The organism is Rhizobium sp. Root149 (assembly GCF_001427345.1).
Classification (GTDB): domain Bacteria; phylum Pseudomonadota; class Alphaproteobacteria; order Rhizobiales; family Rhizobiaceae; genus Neorhizobium; species Neorhizobium rhizoryzae.
The window spans coordinates 152,692-175,532 of the sequence record NZ_LMGD01000012.1 but is presented as its reverse complement, the minus strand read 5'-3'; the positions used below and the strand labels follow the sequence as shown (position 1 = coordinate 175,532).

19 protein-coding genes are annotated in these 22,841 nt (G+C 57.4%); 12 read left to right on the top strand and 7 right to left on the bottom strand.

Going from position 1 to position 22,841, the window contains the following annotated elements:
• Nucleotides 1-155 precede the first annotated feature (155 nt).
• Nucleotides 156-3,638 carry a carbamoyl-phosphate synthase large subunit gene (gene carB / locus ASD54_RS07755; protein WP_062554033.1) on the top strand — a complete coding sequence of 1,161 codons (3,483 nt, stop codon included), beginning with the start codon at nt 156-158 and terminating at the stop codon, nt 3,636-3,638.
• 98 nt (nt 3,639-3,736) lie between these two features.
• On the opposite strand, the gene ASD54_RS07750 is transcribed toward carB, so the two are convergent.
• From ASD54_RS07750 to ASD54_RS07735, 4 genes are all read right to left on the bottom strand, one after another.
• Nucleotides 3,737-4,771: an alpha/beta hydrolase gene (locus tag ASD54_RS07750; protein WP_062554032.1), complete on the bottom strand. Its 1,035-nt coding sequence runs from the start codon at nt 4,769-4,771 to the stop codon at nt 3,737-3,739.
• Between the two features lie 125 nt (nt 4,772-4,896).
• Nucleotides 4,897-6,357, bottom strand: coding sequence for a UdgX family uracil-DNA binding protein (locus ASD54_RS07745; RefSeq protein ID WP_062554031.1), 1,461 nt, complete (start codon nt 6,355-6,357; stop codon nt 4,897-4,899).
• Nucleotides 6,357-7,589 carry a putative DNA modification/repair radical SAM protein gene (locus ASD54_RS07740; RefSeq protein ID WP_062554030.1) on the bottom strand — a complete coding sequence of 411 codons (1,233 nt, stop codon included), beginning with the start codon at nt 7,587-7,589 and terminating at the stop codon, nt 6,357-6,359. The genes ASD54_RS07745 and ASD54_RS07740 overlap by 1 nt, the downstream gene beginning before the upstream one ends.
• A 91-nt stretch (nt 7,590-7,680) precedes the next feature.
• A complete protein-coding gene (locus tag ASD54_RS07735) occupies nt 7,681-8,895 on the bottom strand; it encodes a pilus assembly protein TadG-related protein (RefSeq protein WP_162249562.1) in 1,215 nt (404 codons plus the stop codon).
• Nucleotides 8,896-9,263: 368 nt separating this feature from the next.
• On the opposite strand from ASD54_RS07735, the gene greA reads away from it, so the two are divergent.
• From greA to ASD54_RS07720, 3 genes are read left to right on the top strand one after another with little or no spacing between them, the layout of a single operon-like run.
• Nucleotides 9,264-9,740: a transcription elongation factor GreA gene (greA, locus tag ASD54_RS07730; RefSeq protein WP_062554028.1), complete on the top strand. Its 477-nt coding sequence runs from the start codon at nt 9,264-9,266 to the stop codon at nt 9,738-9,740.
• Nucleotides 9,741-9,759: 19 nt separating this feature from the next.
• A complete protein-coding gene (locus tag ASD54_RS07725) occupies nt 9,760-10,818 on the top strand; it encodes a glycosyltransferase family 4 protein (RefSeq protein WP_062554027.1) in 1,059 nt (352 codons plus the stop codon).
• Between the two features lie 5 nt (nt 10,819-10,823).
• Nucleotides 10,824-11,633, top strand: coding sequence for a glycosyltransferase family 25 protein (locus ASD54_RS07720; RefSeq protein WP_062554026.1), 810 nt, complete (start codon nt 10,824-10,826; stop codon nt 11,631-11,633).
• 45 nt (nt 11,634-11,678) lie between these two features.
• On the opposite strand, the gene ASD54_RS07715 is transcribed toward ASD54_RS07720, so the two are convergent.
• On the bottom strand, nt 11,679-12,146 hold the full coding sequence (locus tag ASD54_RS07715) for an Lrp/AsnC family transcriptional regulator (protein ID WP_062554025.1): 468 nt from the start codon (nt 12,144-12,146) through the stop codon (nt 11,679-11,681).
• Nucleotides 12,147-12,396: 250 nt separating this feature from the next.
• On the opposite strand from ASD54_RS07715, the gene trxB reads away from it, so the two are divergent.
• The 4 genes from trxB to ASD54_RS07690 all read left to right on the top strand — a co-directional run bounded on the left by trxB (nt 12,397) and on the right by ASD54_RS07690 (nt 16,249).
• Nucleotides 12,397-13,371, top strand: coding sequence for a thioredoxin-disulfide reductase (gene trxB, locus ASD54_RS07710; protein WP_062554024.1), 975 nt, complete (start codon nt 12,397-12,399; stop codon nt 13,369-13,371).
• An 8-nt stretch (nt 13,372-13,379) separates the two neighbouring features.
• A complete protein-coding gene (locus tag ASD54_RS07705) occupies nt 13,380-14,276 on the top strand; it encodes a LysR family transcriptional regulator VtlR (protein WP_062554743.1) in 897 nt (298 codons plus the stop codon).
• 520 nt (nt 14,277-14,796) lie between these two features.
• Nucleotides 14,797-15,093 carry a metalloregulator ArsR/SmtB family transcription factor gene (locus tag ASD54_RS07695; protein WP_062554022.1) on the top strand — a complete coding sequence of 99 codons (297 nt, stop codon included), beginning with the start codon at nt 14,797-14,799 and terminating at the stop codon, nt 15,091-15,093.
• A gap of 34 nt (nt 15,094-15,127) precedes the next feature.
• Nucleotides 15,128-16,249 carry an alkene reductase gene (locus tag ASD54_RS07690; RefSeq protein WP_062554021.1) on the top strand — a complete coding sequence of 374 codons (1,122 nt, stop codon included), beginning with the start codon at nt 15,128-15,130 and terminating at the stop codon, nt 16,247-16,249.
• A gap of 49 nt (nt 16,250-16,298) precedes the next feature.
• Here the strand turns inward: ASD54_RS07690 and ASD54_RS07685 are convergent, their stop codons facing one another.
• Nucleotides 16,299-16,562: a DUF2188 domain-containing protein gene (locus tag ASD54_RS07685; protein WP_062554020.1), complete on the bottom strand. Its 264-nt coding sequence runs from the start codon at nt 16,560-16,562 to the stop codon at nt 16,299-16,301.
• A gap of 194 nt (nt 16,563-16,756) precedes the next feature.
• Between ASD54_RS07685 and ASD54_RS07680 the strand changes: the two genes are divergently transcribed.
• On the top strand, nt 16,757-17,866 hold the full coding sequence (locus ASD54_RS07680; RefSeq protein ID WP_062554019.1) for a calcium:proton antiporter: 1,110 nt from the start codon (nt 16,757-16,759) through the stop codon (nt 17,864-17,866).
• Nucleotides 17,867-18,094: 228 nt separating this feature from the next.
• Nucleotides 18,095-19,285, top strand: a complete 1,191-nt coding sequence (locus ASD54_RS07675; RefSeq protein ID WP_244484730.1) for a PQQ-dependent sugar dehydrogenase — start codon at nt 18,095-18,097, stop codon at nt 19,283-19,285.
• A gap of 60 nt (nt 19,286-19,345) precedes the next feature.
• Here the strand turns inward: ASD54_RS07675 and ASD54_RS07670 are convergent, their stop codons facing one another.
• Nucleotides 19,346-20,548 carry a pyridoxal phosphate-dependent aminotransferase gene (locus tag ASD54_RS07670; RefSeq protein WP_062554017.1) on the bottom strand — a complete coding sequence of 401 codons (1,203 nt, stop codon included), beginning with the start codon at nt 20,546-20,548 and terminating at the stop codon, nt 19,346-19,348.
• A 312-nt stretch (nt 20,549-20,860) separates the two neighbouring features.
• Here ASD54_RS07670 and ASD54_RS07665 point away from each other — a divergent pair, with 312 nt between their 5' ends.
• Nucleotides 20,861-21,196, top strand: a complete 336-nt coding sequence (locus ASD54_RS07665) for a hypothetical protein (protein ID WP_062554016.1) — start codon at nt 20,861-20,863, stop codon at nt 21,194-21,196.
• A 419-nt stretch (nt 21,197-21,615) separates the two neighbouring features.
• Nucleotides 21,616-22,527, top strand: a complete 912-nt coding sequence (locus ASD54_RS07660; RefSeq protein WP_062554015.1) for a DMT family transporter — start codon at nt 21,616-21,618, stop codon at nt 22,525-22,527.
• Nucleotides 22,528-22,841: the final 314 nt, after the last annotated feature.

Sequence of the window (22,841 nt, the reverse complement as noted above, 5' to 3'; positions counted from 1 at the left end):
AGAGACAACTGCGGAAACTAAATTTTGGGGGTTCCTTCCGCGCGAACATTTCCCTATAAGCCGCTTCTAGCCTGAAAAGACCCATCCATTGCGCCCGGCCGGTGAAGCCTCACCCTGGCCGGTTTTTCGCGCAACATGTTTATGGAATTGAGCCCATGCCGAAGCGCCAAGATATTAAGTCAATCCTCATCATCGGAGCAGGACCGATTGTCATCGGTCAGGCCTGCGAGTTCGACTATTCAGGCACTCAGGCCTGCAAGGCGCTGAAGGAAGAAGGCTACCGGGTCATTCTGGTCAACTCCAACCCGGCAACGATCATGACCGATCCGGGCTTGGCGGACGCGACTTATGTCGAGCCCATCACGCCGGAAGTTGTAGCCAAGATCATCGCCAAGGAACGTCCGGATGCGCTGCTGCCGACAATGGGCGGACAAACCGCGCTCAACACCGCACTTTCCCTGAAGCGAATGGGTGTTCTGGATCGCTATAATGTCGAAATGATCGGCGCGAAGCCGGAGGCCATCGACAAGGCCGAAGACCGCGCTCTCTTCCGTGAGGCGATGGCGAAGATCGGGCTGGAAACGCCCCGCTCCATGCTGGCGAACGCGACAGAAATCAAGGATGCCGACCGCAAGAAGCACGAGGCAGAGCGTACCAAGCTGCGCGAAACACTGTCCGGTGATGCGCTGGACAAGGCGCTGGACGAACTGGAAAACAAGTGGAACCTTGGCGAGACGGACCGCAAGCAGCGCTACATGAGCCATGCCATGGCTATCGCCGCCCAGGCGCTGGATGTCGTGGGCCTGCCTGCCATCATCCGTCCCTCCTTCACCATGGGCGGCACCGGCGGTGGCATTGCCTACAATCGCTCTGAATTCTTCGAGATCATCAATTCCGGTCTGGACGCCTCTCCGACCACGGAAGTGCTGATCGAGGAATCGGTTCTCGGCTGGAAGGAATATGAGATGGAAGTCATCCGCGACCGAGCGGATAACTGCATCATCATCTGCTCCATCGAAAACATTGATCCGATGGGCGTTCACACGGGTGACTCTATCACTGTCGCACCGGCGCTGACCCTGACGGACAAGGAATACCAGATCATGCGTAACGCATCGATCGCGGTACTGCGCGAAATCGGCGTGGAAACCGGCGGCTCGAACGTTCAGTTCGCCGTGAACCCCAAGGATGGCCGCCTGGTCGTCATCGAAATGAACCCGCGCGTGTCTCGCTCCTCCGCGCTCGCTTCCAAGGCAACCGGCTTCCCGATTGCCAAGGTCGCGGCCAAGCTCGCCATCGGCTACACGCTGGATGAGCTGGAGAACGATATCACCGGTGGCGCCACACCCGCCTCCTTCGAACCATCCATCGACTACGTCGTCACCAAGATCCCGCGCTTTGCCTTCGAGAAGTTCCCGGGTGCAGAACCGACGCTCACCACCGCCATGAAGTCGGTCGGTGAAGTCATGGCCATTGGCCGCACCTTTGCCGAATCTCTGCAGAAGGCCCTGCGCGGCCTTGAAACCGGCCTGACGGGCCTCGACGAAATTGAAATTCCGGGCCTGGGCCAGGGTGATGACAAGAACGCCATCCGCGCCGCCATCGGTACGCCCACGCCGGACCGCCTGCGCATGGTGGTTCAGGCGCTTCGTCTCGGCATGTCTGAAGCGGAAGTTCACGAAGGCTGCAAGATCGACCCGTGGTTCATCGCCCAGTTCAAGGCTATTGTGGACATGGAAGCGCGCGTGCGTGAACACGGCCTGCCGCAGGACGCTGACAACCTGCGCATGCTGAAGGCCATGGGCTTCTCCGATGCCCGCCTCGCCTCGCTCACATCGACCAAGCCGAAGGATGTCGCTGTCCTGCGCAATAGCCTGAACGTACGTCCGGTCTTCAAGCGCATCGATACCTGCGCTGCCGAATTCGCTTCGCCGACCGCCTACATGTATTCGACCTACGAGACACCGTTCGTCGGCGTCGCCCGCTCGGAAGCTGAAATATCCGACGCCAAGAAGGTCGTGATCCTCGGCGGCGGTCCAAACCGTATCGGCCAGGGCATCGAGTTCGATTACTGCTGCTGCCATGCGGCCTTCGCGCTGAAGGATGCAGGCTTTGAAGCCATCATGATCAACTGCAACCCGGAAACCGTTTCCACTGACTACGATACCTCCGATCGCCTTTACTTCGAGCCGCTGACAGCCGAAGACGTGATCGAGATTCTTCGTGCAGAGCAGGAAAAGGGTGAGGTCGTCGGCGTCATCGTGCAGTTTGGTGGCCAGACACCGCTGAAGCTGGCCGAAGCTCTTGAAAAGAACGGCATCCCGATCCTGGGTACAGCGCCGGACATGATCGACCTTGCGGAAGATCGCGACCGCTTCCAGAAGCTCCTGATGAAGCTGGATCTCGCCCAGCCGAACAACGGCATTGCCTATTCGGTTGAACAGGCGCGTCTCGTCGCGTCCGAAATCGGCTTCCCGCTGGTCGTTCGTCCGTCCTACGTTCTGGGTGGCCGCGCCATGCAGATCATCCACAACGAGACCATGCTCCAGGCCTATCTTCTGGACACGGTGCCGGAACTGGTGCCGGAAGACATCAAGCAGCGCTATCCGAACGACAAGACGGGCCAGATCAACACGCTTCTCGGCAAGAACCCGCTGCTGTTCGACAGCTATCTGACCAACGCCATCGAAGTCGACGTGGATGCGCTGTGCGACGGTGAAAACGTATTCGTCTCCGGCATCATGGAGCATATCGAGGAAGCCGGTATTCACTCCGGCGACAGCGCCTGCTCGCTGCCATCGCGCTCCTTCTCGCCGGAACTGCTGGACGAACTGGAGCGTCAGACGACCGCTCTTGCAAAGGCGCTGAATGTCGGCGGTCTGATGAACGTTCAGTACGCGATCAAGGACGGCACGATCTACGTTCTGGAAGTCAACCCACGCGCCTCGCGTACCGTGCCCTTCGTCGCCAAGACCATCGGCGCGCCGATCGCCAAGATCGCCGCCCGCATCATGGCCGGTGAAAAGCTGGATGCGGCCATTGGCGCCTACGGTTCAAAGCCGGATCCGCGCAACCTGAAGCACATTGCCGTCAAGGAAGCCGTGTTTCCGTTTGCCCGCTTCCCGGGTGTCGATACGCTGCTCGGTCCGGAAATGCGTTCGACCGGCGAAGTCATCGGCCTCGACCGCAGCTTCCCGCTCGCTTTCGCCAAGAGCCAGCTGGGTGCTGGCGTGGAACTCCCGCGTGAAGGCTCCGTCTTCGTCTCGGTCCGCGATGACGACAAGACACGCGTCCTGCCTGCCATCAAACTGCTGGTCGAAATCGGCTTCAAGGTTCTGGCAACCGGCGGCACGCAGCGCTTCCTCGCTGAGAACGGCATTGAAGCCGTGAAGGTGAACAAGGTCCTGGAAGGTCGTCCGCATATCGAGGATGCGATCCGCAACCGTCAGGTCCAACTGGTCATCAATACGACCGATAGCAACAAGGCGATTTCCGACTCCAAGTCACTTCGTCGTGCAGCCCTGATGCAGAAGGTGCCCTATTACACCACCATGGCTGGCGCCATGGCCGCCGCGGAAGCAATCGAGGCCCTGAAGAAGGGCCAGCTGGAAGTCGCGCCGCTTCAGAGCTACTTCTGAAATTGAAAATCAGGAGCCCGGAGAGCGCAGTCATCGCCTCTCCGGGCTCCTTCCTCTTGCGCTAAACCGAACCCGGCAAGCAGTCATGTGCCTGAAGCTCAGGAGGTTCTTGCATCCGCGTACTGAGCGGTCTGTTTGATATCCCATTCGGATTGGAATGCTGGCCGCGGCTTGTCCTGCAGGTATAGCTCGCCATTGATCAGCTTGCGTGTTGGCAAAGCACGCCGATCAATCGCCCCCTCGAGTGTCATTGCCTGATCTCGCGCGAAAACACGATCGCCGAAATGCCAGGAATGCGTCCAGCTTGATCCGTCGCTGACAGCAGGCGGCTTGAGCCCGCTGAAATAGTCGGAACAATTGACATTCACACCCTTGGAAGACGCGCCGTCAGGTAAACCGACGCGGCCAGTGCGTGGCGCCGTGCCAAGCCGCTTGGCATTGGAAACCGCCAAAGCCGCATCGTATGGCGAGGAGTAATTTGTCAGCCTCATGATGCGCCGGAACATCGGATTACTCCAGTCGCTGGTCTCGGTCAGACTTCCCGCAGAAACGTCCGCGCCGATGAAGGCGACCTGGCCGACACGCCAATCGCGTTTGAAGAGTTCGCCCTTTTTTTCCGCCTGCACGAAGGCTTCCATGGTGACATAGGCGCCAGCAGAATGCGCCAGAACATGAATGTTCGTTTTGCATCCGGCCTTCTGGCCCTCGGACAATAATGTGATGCCCTTCGTTACGAGCGAAAGGGCAACCTCGGCACCATCGGCACGGTCCTCCAGATAGTTGAGAACCTGATTGGCGCTTGGCCAGTCGAAGGAGATGATTTCCCCGCGCCAACCTTCCGCCCGAAGATTGTTTCGCAGACGTCGCATGCGGGTGAGGACTGCCTCGATCGTATTGTTATAGCCGTGGACAAAGATCAGGACATCGCCTTTCGGACTGATCGAGAGCGGGTTCTGATCACCATCTGCGAGACCCTGAACTTCTCGCATCCACTCTCCCGGCGATCCGATTACATCCTTCGGTCCGTACCCGAATTGATCGGCGGCAACCTTCAAGTACCGTACAGGTCCCGGATCGCTGCCAAATGAGCCCGCAGTCAACTTTCGGGCAGTCATCACATAATCATAATGCATTTTAGCCCCCTCAAACATAAGTTGAATTAACAAACTTATAATTGCATAAGGGCAAAGACTTGCAAGACCGGGCGCAAGTAAACGATTGCAGCATCCGAAAGCAGCCTCAACCTGGCCCAGGACTTCTATTGACGCTCCATCAGCCGCCGGACCGACGCCATGTCCGACTTGAACTTTTCCAGTTCCGCCGCCTTTCTGGCCTCATCTGGAATGCGCAGCAGATAGGATGGATGGACAGTCACAAACAGCGTGCAGCCGCTGCTCATGGCAATGGGGATGCCGCGCACATCCTGAAGCTTTTCCTTGTGATCGGTCAGAGCGTAATAGGCCGTTGCCCCCATGGCCACCACCAGAGACGGTTTGATCAGTTCCACTTCTTTCGTCAGCCACCACCGGCAGGCCTGTATCTCCCCCTGGTTCGGCTTCTGGTGAATACGGCGCTTGCCCCGCGGTTCGTATTTGAAATGCTTCACCGCGTTGGTGACGTAAAATTCCTTCCGGTCCAGCCCGACCTCATTCACCACCGTATCGAAAACCTTGCCAGCAGGACCAACAAAGGGACGGCCAGCCAGATCCTCCTGATCCCCCGGCTGTTCACCGACGAACATAACCCTGGCCGATTGTGAACCTTCGCCGAACACGGTTTGGGTTGCCCGGCAATGCAGTTCGCATCGGGTACAGTGACGGGCATCCTGACGCAGAGCCTCCAGTGTCCCCTCTGGAAATGATGGCTCCTCCATCCCACCGGCCGCCATCCGGTCCTGAAGCCGCTGGTGAAACGCTGGCGGTTGGGAGGCGGCACGCTCGGCCATCTCGCGCACCTTGGCTTCGGCATTGGCAATGAGGTCGGGAATAAGGTCCGCCTCCGGCAGGTTCTTCCAGTATTTCTTCGGCATTTCTGCCGTCATTGCCTTCACCTTCAACCGCGCGGGATTGAAGATATTGGCATAATAGATCCGCCAGAGTTCATCCGCGTCGTCGCGGATTTCCGGCTTCTCGGCGGGTTCGTCGGAGACGGTCAGTTCCTCGCCATCCCAGGCAGCCGACCCCTTGGGCGTCGCGATGACCCAATCCATATCGAAGAAGCGACGCTTGAAGAACGGCGCCATCCGCGCCACGATGTGATGATCAGGCTCGAACCAGGCAAAGAAGGCCCGCCGCCGCTCCATCGGATCGCGAGACGGAACCTCCTTGAAGCGCACGAAGGCCTTCATCTTGTGGCTGTCGCGGCGAACGGATTTTTCCAGCTTGCGCGCAGCAATGACATCCGGGTCTGAAACGATACCGATCAGGTGACGCTCGGATCGAATGCGCCAGAGCAACCGATATAGCAAGGCAAAACGGTCCGGATCCGAATGACAGATGACCGTCTGCGCCAGATCGAGAAACGCCGGTGGTACGCTGGGCGAAGCCGCTGTTGGCGACGGAACCGGCAATTCGCTCTCGCCGAAACCCAGACCGCTCTCGACCGATGAGCCGCTTTCCCACACCACCTCGGCGGGGCTCACATTACACATCAGGAGAACACGCGCCGCATCGCGCCATTCCATAAAGTCGCCGCATCCATTGAGACGGATCTTCAGCATCAGAACAGCGTCAATTGCTCAGGCTGCGGCGAGAACATCTGTCGCAAATCACTGCGATCAATCATCCGGTGCGGCGTCCAGCCATCCGCCACGATGAAGGGCTGCACCTTGCGCAAGGATACGCCGAGACGACCGAGATCTTCGATCCGGAGTCGACGGAAACGCCGCGACGAGAGGATGGATCTGACCGTCTTGGTACCAAAGCCCGGCACCCTAAGAAGCATCTCCTTCGCCGCCTTGTTGACATCGACCGGAAAGCGATCCCGATGCGCAAGCGCCCAGGCCAGCTTCGGATCCAGTTCCAGATCGAGGTTTCCGTCTACGGTTGCAGATGTGATTTCACCGATGTCAAAGCCGTAGAAACGATAGAGCCAGTCCGCTTGGTAAAGACGATGCTCTCGCACGAGCGGCGGCTTGATGAGCGGCAACTTGGAGGATGCATCCGGTATCGGACTAAACGCCGAATAATAGACCCGTTTCAGGCCGTAACTTCCGTACAGCCGTGCGCTCGTGCCGAGAATGGTCGCATCATTGGCACCATCCGCGCCAACAATCATCTGCGTGCTCTGCCCGGCCGGAACGAACTTCTTCCGGCGCTTGGTCTTCAGTGTCGGCTCGGATGCATCCTCGATCTTCAAGCGAAGATCACCCATGGCGCGACGGATACCCTCAGGCTTCTTTTCCGGTGCGAACTGACTGATGCCTTTGTCCGTGGGCAATTCGATATTGATCGACAAACGGTCGGCATAAAGCCCAGCCTCCTCGATCAACGCCGCAGACGCTTCCGGGATTGTCTTCAGGTGAATATAGCCGCGAAAATTATGAACCGTGCGCAAATCCCGCGCAATCTTGACCATTTCCTCCATCGTATGGTCAGACGAGCGGATAATGCCGGAAGAAAGAAACAAGCCCTCGATATAATTCCGGCGATAGAACTCCATGGTCAGCCAGACCACCTCTTCCGGCGTAAAGCGCGCCCGCTCCACATTCGAGGACGACCGGTTGATACAATAGGCGCAATCGTAAATGCAGAAGTTCGTCAGCAGTATTTTGAGAAGCGAGATACAGCGGCCATCGGGCGCATAGGCGTGGCAGATGCCGGACCCTTCTGTCGACCCCAATCCTCCAGACGAGGTTGAATCACGCCGCGTCGTGCCGCTGGATGCGCAGGACGCGTCATACTTTGCTGCATCGGAGAGGATGGCCAGACGTTCTTTCAGCGACTTCTTCATCACTGATGTTCACTAAACGTTCCGCATCCATCTGTCAATGCTGCCGGCAGGAAACCACCCAGGCTCGTCGTGCTTGACCGTGTGTGCCCGCTTACCGGACGAGTCGCACACCTCCCATAACTTGGGAGTAGATTTTGTCTAGCGCGCCGCCAATTGCTGTTCCATCATCGGCCATGAAATGATTTTCCGGCTTTGATGCGCACGCTTCCAGAGCAGACGGAATTCGCTTGAATGCATTCTGTACACCTACATCTGTCGAGGGTGGATAGTAGGTTTGAACCGTGAATACCTCGACCCCAACACCGCGAAGAGCAGTGCACTCATCGGCATAGAATGGTCCGAACGTTCGGGCAGGTGTTGTACTGTCAAGTCCATCGGTCATAAAGACGAAATAGGTTTTGCGTTTTGCGGACGATGAGCCGTCGCCGATGTTGCGAATCTTTGGGCGTACCAGCGTCAACCCGTCTTCCAGAAAAGACCAACCATCATCCGTCGCCTTTCCCGGTCCAATGATGACACCTGGTGGATAAGTGGGCTCCACTTCCAGCGCAGCGCCCACCGTGGCGAGTTGGTCCGCATTGCTGGAATTCTCCAGCAGGGCGTTGAATGTGGTTCCGACTGTATAGACGCTGTAGGTTTGCAGTCCGGTTTGGCCAGAGGCTTTTGCTCGGGCGGCAAAGGCAGCCATTGCGCTGCGGATGAAATCCATTTTCAGCTTGATGCCCAGTTCCTTCGCGACTTGAACCCCATCCTTGTAACCCGCCTTTCGCGCCAGACTGTCATGGCAAGCAAACTGGCAGCCATCAGAAACAATCTTCCACCTTTTCAGATCGGCGTCAGTACCGGGAACGGACATGGAGTTCGAGACATCCACCAGAAATACAATCTGGGAATAAGCAGTCGACCCGACAGAAGCTTCCGCCGCAAACGAAATCTCTTTCGTCGGCATGTTCCACAGGGCACCAAAGTATAAAGGAACGTTTATCCTGCCTGTAACCCTGACGGTACGATTGGTGGCAGTCGGAGCGGTGACCGCAAGATTGCTGACCTTATATCCGGCCCCCAGATTTCCAGCGACATGGGAATTGGCCAGAGAAAGCAGCGCCTGTTCGCCAGACAAACCTTTATTGTAGGCCTGCGAAGCAGCAAGAGCAGCCGCATCCGCACTTTCCTGAGCCCGCTTCAGCTCAAGCGTCATCATGCTATAGTCAACGGCAAATCCAGCACTCAAAAGGATTATAGGAATCAATAAAGCGGTCATGATGGCGAAATTTCCGCCTTCGCAGAACAATATATTCTTCAACATCATCAATCACCTTTTGAAATAAGAGTGATGATGTATTTTGAATATTAATCTGGAGTAAAAACATAATTTTTGCTGATGTTGTTATATCCAGATCACGACGTTGTTATATTTTACTATAATTATATATTTATAAGCATAGCAGAAAGGGCAGTCTGCCTCTGCAACACAGATGCGGCCACGAGCGGCTTCTCCGAAGTTCTCCCCTGTTCGACCGCAGAAAAAGCCCTATCTCGAATTTGCTGGCTTTCCGCTTTGCGATTCTGCTATGTTCAAAGGCAGAAGAGTTTTCACATGGTTCCGGGGTCCCCTCCGGGACCTGTTTCTTTTTGTGTCTGCCAGTTGTGGGCATAAGACTGAGGAAATGAGAAATGGTTGAAAAGGTACCGATGACGCCGTCTGGCTTCACCAAGCTGCAGGAAGAGCTGCGCTGGCGCCAGCAGGAGGAGCGTCCCCGCATTATCGAAGCCATTGCGGAGGCACGCGCCCACGGCGATCTTTCGGAAAACGCTGAATATCATGCCGCCAAGGAAGCGCAGAGCCACAACGAGGGCCGCATTACGGAACTCGAAGACCTGACGGCGCGCGCGGAAGTCATTGACCTGACGAAAATGTCGGGTTCGAAAATCAAGTTCGGCGCCAAGGTCAAACTCGTTGATGAAGACTCTGACGAAGAGAAGACCTACCAGATCGTTGGCGATCAGGAAGCTGACGTCAAGGAAGGTCGCATCTCCATTTCTTCGCCTATCGCCCGCGCCCTGATCGGCAAGGAAGTGGGTGATTCGATTGAGGTCAACGCGCCGGGTGGCTCGAAGGCTTACGAGATCCTGTCCGTTTCCTGGGGCTGATAGAAGGCGCAAAGCACTCGTGCCCTCATCTCTTTCTCAGGTCGAGATCATTGCCCCGCACTTCAAGCGAAGATTGTCGGGCGTAACCTCGACCGTCATCCAGCTTGTCCCGGTCCAGAATGCACTCGGCCAGAAGGTCATCACCTTCGGGCCGGGACTTCCTTCGTCACTGCCTTCCATGAAGGCATGGCAAGTGCCTCAGCTTTGGAAGCCGCCTTCGGGCCAGACCTGCCGCGTTTGGCACGCGCGCCGGAACATCGAAATGCTGCCCGGCATCATCCTGCGGGATATATTTCGAATGCCGCTCAGACTTCTGTTCACTTCGGCCTCGCAACGGCATCATAGCGGCTGGACAAAGTGGTTGATCTCGCGCATGGATGGCGTCATTGCCGTCTGCCAGAAAACAGCCTCATACCTTGAGCGCGAGAGCACGGTGATCCTTCACGGCATTGATCTCGAGCGGTTTTCTCCGGCTGCGGACAAGGCTACTGCCAAGTCTGCTGTCGGCCTTGATCCCGGTTTTCGCTACATCGGCTGCTTCGGTCGCGTCCGACATCAGAAGGGGACCGATCTCTTCGTCGATGCCTTGGCTCGCCTTCTGCCGTCTCACCCGGGCTGGAAAGGCGTGATTGCCGGTCGCGCCACTGCCAAGCACATGGCTTTCGAGGAAGAACTGAAGCAAAAGGTCAATGCTGCCGGGCTTTCAGACCGTATCCTGTTCGTCGGGGAACACACGAATATTCCCGACTGGTATCGCGCTCTGGACCTGTTCGTTGCACCGCAACGCTGGGAAGGCTTCGGCCTGACCCCGCTGGAAGCCATGGCAAGCGCTGTGCCCGTGATTGCATCCGATGTCGGCGCATTTCCGGAACTTGTCGTAGAGGGCCAGACCGGCCATATCGTCGGCCGCGGCTCCGTCGAAAATTTCGTGACGGCTCTTTGTCCTTACCTCGAAGACGATGAACGGCTGGCGCGGGCAAGCCACAATGCCCTTGCCCATGCGCGCAAGAATTTCTCCGTGGAAGGAGAAGCGCGGGCAATCGGCGAAGTCTATGCCCGCCTCTTGGCGCGCGGTTGACCCTTATGCAGGTCTTCGTCATCAATCTGGATCGCGCCACAGACCGCATGCAGCGCATGCGGACGCTGCTGGACGGCCTTGGTCTCGCCTGGGCCCGAATTCCCGCCGTGGACGGCAAGGCGCTGGAACCCGAAGCCTTGCGCACCTGGTCGGCAGCACGAGACGACGGAAGCCTGATCCTGACACCCGGCGAAGTGGGCATTCTGCTAAGCCAGAGACAGGCCTGGCAAAATACGGTTGAGCAAGACAAGCCGTGTGTCGTGCTGGAAGATGATGTCCATATCGCCGACAGCGCGCGTCACTGGCTGGCGCATACGGATTGGCTGCCGGCGGATGCGGATATCGTCAAATTCGAAACCACCTTGCGCCCTGTCTCGGTTGATCGGCAGGCCATCAACGTGGGTTCCGGGCTACGGCTGGCGCGATTGAGATCAGGCCATCTGGGTCTGGCGGGTTACATCATCACGCCAAAAGCCGCACTGCGACTGCTGAAAGCCATCGGACAAAGCGCGCATGCGGTTGATCATCTGGTCTTCGATCCGGTTTCGCCGCTGTTTGACGAACTGGTGATCTATCAGACGCTTCCTGCCCTCTGCATCCAGGATCAGTTCCTGCCGAGCCATCAGGTGGGCCTTGGCGGAGAAATCGAGCGGGCCTGGGCAGTGGAGAAAAAGAAGCAGAAGCGAACGCTTCTTCAGAAACTCGGCCGCGAAGTTCAACGCCTCGCATCGCAGGCTGCGTTTGCGTGGCGCGGCAATCGGCTCAACCCGTCGAGCCGACTACGTAATCTCCGGGTTCCGTTCGAAGAGAAATAAGCAAGCCGCGTGGCTGGCTGTACCCGTCGCACGCGAGCCCTGAGATCAGATCTCGACCAGCCCCAGTTTCTTGACCTGCCGGATCGTCAGCATCGTGCGGACTGTGTCCACATGCTCGTTGGCGGCCAGAACCTCGATAACGAAATCCTGGAACTTCGTCAGGTTTTCGGCTGTGCAACGCAGCAGAAAATCGCTGTCGCCGGACACCATCCATGCTTCGCGCACGATCGGCCAGCTTTCCGCCAGAGCAGCAAAGGCCTTCAGATTGGCTTCCGATTGATGCTTCAGGCCGATGAGGCAAAAGGCCACCAGATCGTATCCGAGCTTCGGCCCGTTCAAGATGGCGGCATAACCTTCAATGATCCCCATCTCCTCCAGCTTGCGAACGCGTCGCAGGCAAGGAGGCGCAGAAATGCCAACGCGTTCGGCCAGTTCCACATTGGTCATGCGGCCATCACGCTGCAATTCACGCAAGATCTTGATGTCAGTGGTGTCGAGTTCGACTCGCAGCACGCGAAATTCCTCTGATATGTTTTCCAGTGGTATTAGCCATTGCAGCCCCGAACGCAAGAAATTCACGCCAATGTGCACTGAAAGACGCGCCTAATATTGTGCAGAACGCAAAGCTGGCCTGCCTGTAATGCAAGGCTGCCCTTGAACTGGAACATGGTTCAATCATAAATGGGGGCGAGTTAACATAATCGATGGATTGCTTCTGCGCGAACAGCGCTCGTTCCCCTGCAATCCCTGAAGGATAGAAATCATGTCTGCCCGTCATACGCAGGTCCTGATCATCGGCTCCGGCCCCGCAGGATACACTGCCGCCATCTACGCCGCTCGCGCCATGCTGAAGCCCGTTCTCATCGCCGGCATGGAACAGGGTGGCCAGTTGATGATCACCACCGATGTGGAAAATTATCCTGGCTTTGCCGACCCCATCCAGGGTCCATGGCTGATGGAACAGATGCTCAAGCAGGCGCACCATGTCGGCACGGAAATTGTGAACGATCTGGTGACGAAGGTTGAGCTGTCGCAGCGCCCATTCGTTGTCAGCACCGATTCCGGCCAGACCTGGACGGCCGACACGCTGGTGATCGCAACCGGTGCCAAGGCGAAGTGGCTGGGCATCGATAGCGAACAGCATTTCCAGGGCTTTGGCGTCTCGGCCTGCGCAACCTGCGACGGCTTCTTCTATCGCAACCGGGATGTCATCGTGGTCGGAGGCGGAAATTCCGCCGTCGAAGAGGCACTGTACCTGTCCAACATCGCGAAGTCTGTCACCGTCGTTCACCGCCGGGATAGCTTCCGCTCGGAAAAGATCCTGCAGGAGCGCCTGTTCCAGCGTCCCAATGTCAATGTTCTCTGGAATTCGGAGATTGCGGAAATCATTGGCGAGCCTGCCAAGCCGCCGATGCCGCCATCCGTCACCGGTGCCCGGATCCGCGATACCAGAACCGGAGCGATAACCGAGATGCCGATCCATGGTGTTTTCGTCGCCATCGGCCACGCCCCGGCAACGGAACTGTTCAAGGATCAGTTGAAGCTCAAATCCAACGGCTATCTCTGGACAGCGCCGGACTCGACAGCGACCAGCATTCCCGGCGTCTTTGCCGCGGGCGACGTGACTGACGACACCTTCCGCCAAGCCATTACCGCCGCCGGCATGGGCTGCATGGCAGCTCTTGAAGCAGAGCGGTTCCTTGCCGGCATCCAACCTATGGCTCAAGCTGCGGAGTAAATATGGGCGTGCCACTCGACTGGGATAAATTGCGCATCTTCCACGCGGCAGCGGAGGCGGGTTCTTTCACGCATGCGGCGGATAAATTGCACCTATCCCAGTCGGCCATCAGCCGTCAGGTCAGCGCGCTGGAGCAGGATGTCGGCGTCAAGCTCTTCCATCGCCATGCGCGCGGCCTGATCCTGACCGAACAGGGTGAATTGCTGTACCGGACAGCACACGATGTCTTGCTCAAGCTGGAATCCGTCAAGGTTCAGCTGACCGAGACAACGGAAAAGCCGAGCGGCAAATTACGTGTCACCACAACCGTCGGCCTTGGCCAAGGCTGGCTGACCGACAAGGTGCAGGAGTTTCTGCAGCTTTACCCGGAAATGTCGATCCAGCTCATCCTCGATAACGAGGAGCTGGATGTGAACATGCGCCACGCCGATTGTGCCATCCGTCTGCGTCAGCCGCAGCAATCGGATCTTATCCAGCGCAAGCTCTTCACCGTGCACATGCATGTCTATGCGGCTCCCTCCTACATCAATCGTTTTGGAGAGCCGCAGACCATCGAGGATCTGGATACGCACCGCATCATCACATTTGGTGAACCAGCGCCCAACTACCTGCTGGACGTGAACTGGCTCGAATATGCCGGGCGCTCGTCTGACAATCCTCGACTGCCGCATCTGCAGATCAACAGTCAAACATCGATCAAGCGCGCGTGCCTGCTCGGCATCGGTATCGCGGTCCTGCCGGATTACATCGTCGGTCGCGACCCGGGCCTCATCCAGCTTGCCATCAACGCGGATATCCCGTCATTCGATACCTATTTCTGCTATCCGGACGAGATGAAGAACGCTGCCAAGCTGAAGGTCTTCAGGGACTTCATCGTTGCCAAAGCCCGCAACTGGAACTTCTGACAACCGAAGAACAGCACCTCGCAGGCCGCCAGTTTTTAGAAAGCTGATACAGCATTGCACTATCAGCATGGCTGCCCTGCACAGAAAAGCATTGTTCCCTGCTCAAGAAAGAACCATATCGCACACAGCTGATGCACATGGCGGCTTTTCCTCCCAGTTCCGCCGCAGCAGCTGTTCCCCTCTGGAGGTTTATTGACCTTCACACTTACAAGGGCCCTGGAGCGATCCGGCGGCCCTCTTTTTTTAAGCTTCCATTGCCCTTGTTGAACAAAATTCTTGCCCCGGACGATCCCTGCCCCTTGTTGTGGACGAGGACAGCTTCCATATTCGGGATAGCTGTCCCGGCGGCCTCCTGTCGCCCCTCAGCTGTTCCCCTCTGGAGGTTTGGTAAACCTTCATCCTCACGGGCCCGAAGAAATTCGAGGCCCTTTTTTTTTGCCAACCTCCTTTAAATCGTAAAATAACGATCTACATATCGCTCAGAAACGATTTATCCGGTCAGAAAACAGGAGGGCTAGGAATGGACAAGACAGAAATTCTGAAAGCGCTCTCCCACCCTGCCCGTGTCGAGTTTCTGGAATGGATGCGCGAACCGGAGGCACATTTCTCCTCCCAGGCTCATCCCTTGGATATGGGCATCTGCGCCAAACAGTTTGAAATGCGCTGCGGCCTGTCCCAATCCACCGTATCCGCCCATCTGGCCATGCTCGAGAAAGCCGGCCTCGTGAAAACGAACAAGGTGGGCCAGTGGACCTTTTATCATCGTGATGAGGACAGAATTCGGTCCTTCATCGATCACCTGAAGACCTCGCTCTGAGGCAACCTCCCCTTTTCAATCTATGAGGATTATCATGCCTACACTGTTCGACAGCGTGAAGTTTGGCGATATTGAGCTTCGCAATCGCATCGTCATGGCGCCCCTGACCCGCAATCGCTCCCCGAAGGCGGTCCCGAACGACCTGAATGTTGTCTATTACGAACAACGTGCGACCGCTGGCCTGATCGTATCGGAAGGAACTGCCATTACGCATCAGGGTCAGGGTTACGCCGATGTCCCGGGGCTCTACAAGCCGGAAGCCCTGGCTGGCTGGAAGAAGGTCACCGATGCCGTCCACTCGCGTGGTGGCAAGATTGTTGCGCAGCTCTGGCATGTCGGCCGCATTTCCCACGTCTCGCTGCAGCCAAACGGTGCGGCACCCGTTGCACCCTCTGCAATCACTGCGAAGTCGAAGACCTACATTCTCAACGAGGACGGCAGCGGCGGTTTTGCGGAAACCTCGCAACCCCGTGCGCTGGAACTCTCCGAACTGCCGGGTATCGTGGATGATTTCCGCAAGGCAGCACGCAACGCGGTCGATGCCGGTTTCGACGGCGTCGAAATTCACGCAGCCAATGGCTACCTGCTCGATCAGTTCATGAAGGATGGCGCCAACCAGCGCACCGATGCCTATGGCGGCCCCATCGAGAACCGTATACGGCTGACCCTTGAGGTGGTCGATGCCGTGGCATCTGAAATCGGCGCGGGCAAGACCGGCATTCGTCTGTCTCCGACAACGCCCGCCAACGACATCAGCGACAGTGATCCCCAGGCCGTGTTCAATGCCGTCGTCAAGGAACTGGCCAAGCGCAATCTGTCGTTTATCCATGTGATTGAAGGCGCAACAGGCGGCCCGCGTGACCACCAGTACGCAGGCACATCGTTCGACTACGCCTCCTTCAAGGCAGCCTATATCGAAGCTGGCGGCAAGGGTGCCTGGATGGTCAACAACGGCTATGACGCCGAGACTGCCGCCAAGGCAATCGAGACCGGCCATGCGGATCTCGTCTCCTTCGGCAAGCCGTTCATCGCCAATCCGGACCTCGTCCGCCGCATCAAGGATGGCGCTGCCTGGAACGATGTGAACCCGCAGACGCTGTATGGCGGTGGCGCCGAGGGCTACACCGATTACCCAACGCTGGAAGCGGCCGAATAAGACGCTTCAGGGAGGCCCGCTCCGGCGGGCCTCACCATCGCTCAAAGCATCAGTGCGTTGGGCGAGCTTCGACAGAATCTTCAACTTCCGCCTCCGGCCTGTCTCCGCCATCGCTATGCTCCACGTGCCAGATGCCCTTGGCATCCTGCCAGCTGATCTCCTCTGAATCCCCGCCGACCTGCTGCTCGGCCGCAACAATCTTGGCAGCCTGCAAGGCATCGGAATGCGTGGCAAAGGTCTCGGAATAGACGTCACCCTGGCGATACGCCCAGCCACCGTCATGCTGCACCACCTGATAGACGACTTTGGTCATGGTTTCCTCCTGATCGAGTGTATTTTGTGTTGCACCTGCCGGAAATCGAAAAGCAGCACGTCCGGTTCCGGAAGAATGCGACAGGCAGAAAATTTATGCTGTGGGAGCAGGCTGAGTAAACGCTAGTCTGCTCGCTTGATGGTTCTGCGAACTGCCATAGATATTGCTCCCATCACGCCGGAGCACATCTCAGCATGCCATCTCTTCTCAGCCGCGAAAAGTATCTTGTTCTGGCAGCACTGGTGGCAGTGTCAGGCTTCTTCGTGGAGCACTTAATTCTCGAGATGGGCAAGCTGGCGGCCATAATCGCCGCAGTCGCGCTGATCGGCGTCATCGTGCTTGCCTCCACCCGCGTGGCCCATGCGGCGGAAATTCTGGCACACAAGGTGGGCGACCCCTATGGTACGATGATCCTGACGCTCTCGGCGGTCGCCGTCGAGGTCATCATCCTGGCAATCCTGATGAACAATTCCGCATCGCCGACCCTGGTGCGGGATACGATCTACGCGGCCGTGATGCTGGACATCAACGGAATTCTGGGCCTCGCCGCGTTGCTTGGTGGGCTGCGCCACGGCGAACAACCCTATAACGATAATTCCGGCAAGACCTATGGTGTGATGATCCTGACCGCCATGGGCATTTCGATGATCGTGCCCGAATTCATCCCGGCAGATCGCTGGCACTATTATTCCGCCTTCACCATCTGCGCCATGATTGCGCTCTATGCCCTCTTTCTGCGTATGCAGGTGGGTCCGCACAGCTATTTCTTCAGCTACAGCTATCCACGACAAACGAAGCCGAAACCAGCGACAGGCGACGCGTCACACTCTGAGCCGGAAGAGCCGTCTCAATCTTCCGCCTCCGCCATCGGTGTCATCCTTGCAGGGGTCATAATTATTGGCGTGCTTGCCGAATTCATGTCTGCCTTCCTTGATCTCGGCCTGAAAGGCAGTGGCGCGCCGCCTGCCTTGATGGCGGTCATCGTGGCTTCGATATCGGCAGCACCCGAGATTCTAACCGCCTTGCGCGCAGCACTCAGAAACCGCATGCAGGCCACCGTCAACATCGCCATGGGTGCGTCACTCTCAACGGTGATCCTGACGGTGCCGGTCATGGAGAGCATTGCCCTCTACAGTGGTCAGCCCTTTGTCATGGCAATGACGCCCGTACAAACGGTCATGGTCACCATCACGCTGATTGCCGCAGCGATCAACCTCAATGACGGCGAAACAAACGCCATCGAAGGCATGACGCATTTCGTCCTTTTCGCCACCTTTGTCATGCTGACAGTTCTGGGACTTTGAGAGTGAGTTGAAGATGTTACGGGCAGGTCCGGAATCCGATCCGGAATAACCTGAATCAGAACATGAAGAAATATTTCCGATAAAACAAACTTGAACGCTTCGTGTAGAGCAAAAGGCGAGACCCGACCCTAGATCAGATCAAACGTCGCGGAAGCGGCAGTCCATTGAATGATTTGGGAGAACATGATGAACCGCTTCAACGTCCTGGCCGCAGCCACCTTCCTCGGCATGGCGGCACTCGCGCCGATGTCCGCGCAGGCACAGACCGCAACGGCGAAACCAGCGGAGACCAAACCGGCCAATGCGCCGGACCAGAAGCCGGCCTTCGCCGGTCAGACGCGCGCACCGCAGCCCGCACAGATGGTGAAGGTCAAAAAGGAAGTGGTGGCGCAGGGTCTGCCACATCTCTGGGCCATGGAGTTTCTGCCGGACGGCCGGATGCTGGTAACCGCAAAGCAGGGCAAGATGCACATCATCTCGAAGGACGGGAAGCCCGGTCCGGCAATTGATGGCGTCCCGAAAGTTCTGGCAAGCGGCCAGGGCGGCTTGCTGGATGTCGCGCTTGCGCCAGATTTCGCCTCATCCGGCATGATCTTCTTCTCGTTCTCCGAAGAGCGGGAAGATGGCAATGGCACATCCGTCGCCTCCGCCAAACTCGTACCCGACGCAAATGGCGGCGCGAAACTGGAAAACGTCAACGTCATTTTCCGCCAGACGCCAAGCTATGACGGCAACAAGCATTTTGGCTCTCGCCTCGCCTTCGGGGCCAAAAACGAACTCTATGTGACGGTCGGTGAGCGTTCGGACCCGGAACCTCGCGTTCAGGCGCAGGAACTGTCCAGCGGTCTCGGCAAGATTTTCCGCATCACGATGGATGGCAAACCATTTGATGGCAATCCGTTCGTGAACCAGAAGGACGCGCTGCCGGAAATCTGGTCGCTTGGTCACCGTAATCTTCAGTCCGCGACCGTCGACGACAAGGGCCGCCTCTGGACTGTGGAGCATGGCCCTCGAGGCGGAGATGAGTTGAACCTGCCGGAAGCAGGCAAGAACTATGGATGGCCGGAAGTGACCTATGGCGTCGAATACAGCGGAAGCCCGGTCGGCAAAGGCGTGACGCAAATGGCGAAGACCGAGCAGCCGGTCTATTATTGGGATCCGGTCATCGCACCCTCCGGCATGGCTTTCTACAACGGCAATGCCATTCCTGAATGGAAAGGCGCCTTCCTTGTCGGCGGACTCGTGAGCCAGGGCGTCGTCGTCCTTCACATGGACGGGGACAAGGTGAGATCCGAGGAGCGCGTGCCGCTGGACGCGCGCATTCGTGACGTCAAGGTTGGCCCCGATGGCGCCGTCTACGCCGTCACAGAACAGCGGGGCGGCGGCGCATCAACCATCATCAAGCTGACGAAGGCTTGACCTAAACCAAGAAAGGGCCCGCCGACGAGGCGAGCCCTTTCTGTCTTGAGACAACAAGGCTTACTTGCAGTTATTGCAGAAACGCTGGATGCGGCGGCAGGCTTCTTCCAGCAGATCCTCAGACGTTGCGTAGGAGATACGGAAGTTGGGGCCAAGACCGAAGGCAGAGCCGTGGACAACTGCTACGCCTTCTGTTTCCAGAAGTTCGGTCACAAAATCTTCGTCCGTTTCCAGAACCTTGCCCGAAGGCGCGGTCTTGCCGATCAGGCCTGCGCAGGACGGATAGACGTAGAAGGCACCTTCCGGCGTCGGGCAGGAAATGCCCTGGGCCTGGTTCAGCATCGATACGACGAGATCGCGGCGCGCTTCGAAGATCTTCTTGTTCTGAGCGACGAAATCCTGCGGACCGTTCAGCGCCTCGACAGCCGCCCACTGGGCGATGGACGCCGCACCGGAGGTCTGCTGGCCCTGGATCATGTCCATGGCCTTGATCAGCTCCAGCGGACCAGCCGCATAGCCGATACGCCAGCCGGTCATCGCGTAGGCCTTGGAAACACCGTTCATGGTAAGCGTGCGGTCATAGAGCTTCGGCTCCACTTCCACCGGCGTCACGAACTTGAAGTCACCGAAGGTCAGGTGCTCGTACATGTCGTCGGTCAGGATCCAGACATGCGGATGCTTGACCAGAACGTCGGTCAAGGCCTTGAGCTCGTCATGGCTGTAGGCGGCGCCCGACGGGTTGGAGGGCGAATTGAAGACGAACCACTTGGTCTTCGACGTGATCGCCTTCTCAAGATCTTCCGCCTTCAGCTTGAAATTGTCTTCCTGCTTCGTCTTCACGAAAACCGGGGTACCGCCGCAGATCGACACCATCTCCGGGTAGGAAACCCAGTAGGGAGCGGGAATGATGACTTCATCGCCCGGGTTCAAGGTTGCCATGAAGGCGTTGAAAAGAATCTGCTTTCCGCCAGTACCGACGATCGTCTGGGCAGCGGTGTAGTCGAGACCGTTTTCACGCTTGAACTTGGCGGCAATCGCCTCGCGCAGCTGCGGAATACCGGAAACCGGCGTATACTTCGTCTCACCGCGATTGATGGCGTCGATGGCGGCTTTCTTGACATTATCCGGCGTATCGAAATCCGGCTCACCTGCGCCGAGACCGATGACATCGCGGCCTTTCGCTTTCAGCTCGCGCGCTTTCTGGGAAACGGCGATAGTGGCGGACGGCTTCACGCGGGAAAGTGCATCGGCAAGAAAGGCCATGATGGATAGATCCTAAGACTGTTGAAACGGCAGACCAGCTCGGTTTTGCCGGATGTTTCTATGAATAATGTTCGTGCGCGTTTCAAGCAGAAACGGCAATTTTCAAAATCTGATCGAATGCTGAAACGGCCGCGAGGCATTAGCTGGAACAGCGATATCACGGCCGGGTTTGAGTGCCTACAAAAACCGCGTTAACCAATGTCTTGATTTTGCCACAATAAATGCCGGTACCTGCCTCAATCCGGTCTTTGTGGCGTCTCTTTCGCACGGCTTTTTCTCAAATCAGGACAAGCGCAGTGAAGGGAAGAGAAAATGTTTCTGGATGATGAGGAAGCGACAGTTCGCATTCGTATCCGGCAAAGCTTCTCGACGCTTTGGGTCGCCGCAACAGCGCTTCTTGCTTGTGTGGTGATGATGCTCGCCATGATTGGCAATGCCCGCGCCGCCGACATGCGCAGTATAAGCGAGATCGTCACGCCCCAACTATTGCTTGGCGAAACCGTTGGCTTCGATACGCGTACGATTTTTTCGGCCCTGATCGTGGTTTTTTCCGTCGCTGCGGCGGGACTGTGGCTCCGGATCTTCCGGATGCCTGTCTCCGGCACATCTCTGGATCGGTTCGACGAGCAGACCAGCAAGCCACGCTAGCCCGCCCTCTCTCGCTTGAACCTTATCCGCACTCCTGCTAAAGCCCGGCACAACACAGGGCGCGCCGCAGACTAGGGTGAGGACTCAATCATCTTGTTGAAATGGTGTGAGGCGATCCGGAGGAGATACAAGGCGAAAAACTTGAGGCGATGTTTATGCATCGGCGAGGCTTTTCAACGACGTAGATCGCCGGATCGACCACATCCAAAGGACACGCGAACGGCTTCAATCTGCTTTGTCGAGGCTCTCGAATGGGTTTGGGACCCATCCGTCGAGCCTCTCCTCGCATATTCTTGCCGTTCATCGTGCCATTTCAATAACATGATTGGGTCCTCACCCTAACGAAGCGGCATCCATATTCCCGGTCTTATCTGATCGGCGAATATACCGGCGCCTGACCTCCAGGTATCAGGCCCGCAATGACACGCGTACAGGCAAATCTCGTTCTTCTTCTCGCCGCAGCCATTTGGGGCGGCGGCTTTGTGGCCCAGGCAACGGCCATGGATGCGATCGGCCCGTTCTGGTTCGTGGGCCTGCGCTTCGCGATCGCCGCCCTCGCCTGCCTTCCGTTCGCGCTGCTTGAGCACCGCAAACTCGGCAAACCTGCGCAAAGGCGCGATTTCGGCGCCTTCGTACTGGTCGGGCTCGCGCTGTTCGGAGGCGCGATAACCCAGCAGATCGGATTGCAGACGACGACCGTCACAAACTCCAGCTTCCTGACCGGGCTATATGTCGTCTTCGTCCCCGTCATCTCGATCATTCTGTTTCGCAAGGCCCCTCACTGGATCATCTGGCCGGTCGTGCTAATGGCACTTGCGGGGATCTTCCTTTTGAGCGGCGGCACACTGGCTCACATGACTATTGGCGATCTCTGGAGCATCGTCTGCGCTGCCTTCTGGGCCATGCAGATTGTCCTTGCCGGCCACTTCATCGCACGCTCACCGCGTCCGCTTGGGCTGTCAGCAACGCAATTTGCAACCTGCTCCGTTCTGGCTCTGGCAATGGCAATCGCACTTGAGCCGATTTCGCTTGCGGCCATCGAAGGCGCCTTGATCGAAATCCTGTATGTCGGACTGATATCATCCGGCCTCGCCTTCGTGCTTCAGGTCATCGGGCAGCGCTATACCACGGCACCCCAGGCGGCCATCTTCCTGTCCTCCGAAGCCCTGTTCGGCTCGTTTTTCGGCGCCCTTTTCCTGGGGGAAAAACTGCCCGCTATCGGTTATGTCGGCTGTGCCCTCATCTTCGCGGCCATGCTGATCGTGGAAGTTGTGCCAGAACTGCTGAAACGGCGACGGAACGGCAAAAGCATCGGCGCGGACTTCACTTAAGCCGAATCGCGTTGCACCTTTTGGCACGAAATCGACCGCCGGATACAGTTCCGATACACAATCTCATCTTGTGGTTGCGGCAATTTCGCTGATTTTTCAGCATGAAGAGCAATAGTTCATGTGTTGCTAATTAGTTGCACAAAAGTTTTTCTTGCCAAGTAGCGATTTACACAGCACTCTGTGAATGTTCGGGCAATTTACGAGCATGGGAAGAGCTATAATAAGCGCTCCGGAAGCGCCAAAACTTCCGGGTAGGAGATATGAGGCGTTTCAGCAATGATTCTTACTCGTATTTTCTGCGGTAACACGGGCCC

What these genes read in the sequence shown, in the direction of transcription:
- carB (WP_062554033.1), top strand. Translation starts at nt 156, where the DNA reads ATGCCGAAGCGCCAAGATATTAAGTCAATCCTCATCATCGGAGCAGGA.
- ASD54_RS07750 (WP_062554032.1), bottom strand. Translation starts at nt 4,771, where the DNA reads ATGCATTATGATTATGTGATGACTGCCCGAAAGTTGACTGCGGGCTCA.
- ASD54_RS07745 (WP_062554031.1), bottom strand. Translation starts at nt 6,357, where the DNA reads ATGCTGAAGATCCGTCTCAATGGATGCGGCGACTTTATGGAATGGCGC.
- ASD54_RS07740 (WP_062554030.1), bottom strand. Translation starts at nt 7,589, where the DNA reads ATGAAGAAGTCGCTGAAAGAACGTCTGGCCATCCTCTCCGATGCAGCA.
- ASD54_RS07735 (WP_162249562.1), bottom strand. Translation starts at nt 8,895, where the DNA reads ATGTTGAAGAATATATTGTTCTGCGAAGGCGGAAATTTCGCCATCATG.
- greA (WP_062554028.1), top strand. Translation starts at nt 9,264, where the DNA reads ATGGTTGAAAAGGTACCGATGACGCCGTCTGGCTTCACCAAGCTGCAG.
- ASD54_RS07720 (WP_062554026.1), top strand. Translation starts at nt 10,824, where the DNA reads ATGCAGGTCTTCGTCATCAATCTGGATCGCGCCACAGACCGCATGCAG.
- trxB (WP_062554024.1), top strand. Translation starts at nt 12,397, where the DNA reads ATGTCTGCCCGTCATACGCAGGTCCTGATCATCGGCTCCGGCCCCGCA.
- ASD54_RS07695 (WP_062554022.1), top strand. Translation starts at nt 14,797, where the DNA reads ATGGACAAGACAGAAATTCTGAAAGCGCTCTCCCACCCTGCCCGTGTC.
- ASD54_RS07690 (WP_062554021.1), top strand. Translation starts at nt 15,128, where the DNA reads ATGCCTACACTGTTCGACAGCGTGAAGTTTGGCGATATTGAGCTTCGC.
- ASD54_RS07685 (WP_062554020.1), bottom strand. Translation starts at nt 16,562, where the DNA reads ATGACCAAAGTCGTCTATCAGGTGGTGCAGCATGACGGTGGCTGGGCG.
- ASD54_RS07680 (WP_062554019.1), top strand. Translation starts at nt 16,757, where the DNA reads ATGCCATCTCTTCTCAGCCGCGAAAAGTATCTTGTTCTGGCAGCACTG.
- ASD54_RS07675 (WP_244484730.1), top strand. Translation starts at nt 18,095, where the DNA reads ATGGCGGCACTCGCGCCGATGTCCGCGCAGGCACAGACCGCAACGGCG.
- ASD54_RS07670 (WP_062554017.1), bottom strand. Translation starts at nt 20,548, where the DNA reads ATGGCCTTTCTTGCCGATGCACTTTCCCGCGTGAAGCCGTCCGCCACT.
- ASD54_RS07665 (WP_062554016.1), top strand. Translation starts at nt 20,861, where the DNA reads ATGTTTCTGGATGATGAGGAAGCGACAGTTCGCATTCGTATCCGGCAA.
- ASD54_RS07660 (WP_062554015.1), top strand. Translation starts at nt 21,616, where the DNA reads ATGACACGCGTACAGGCAAATCTCGTTCTTCTTCTCGCCGCAGCCATT.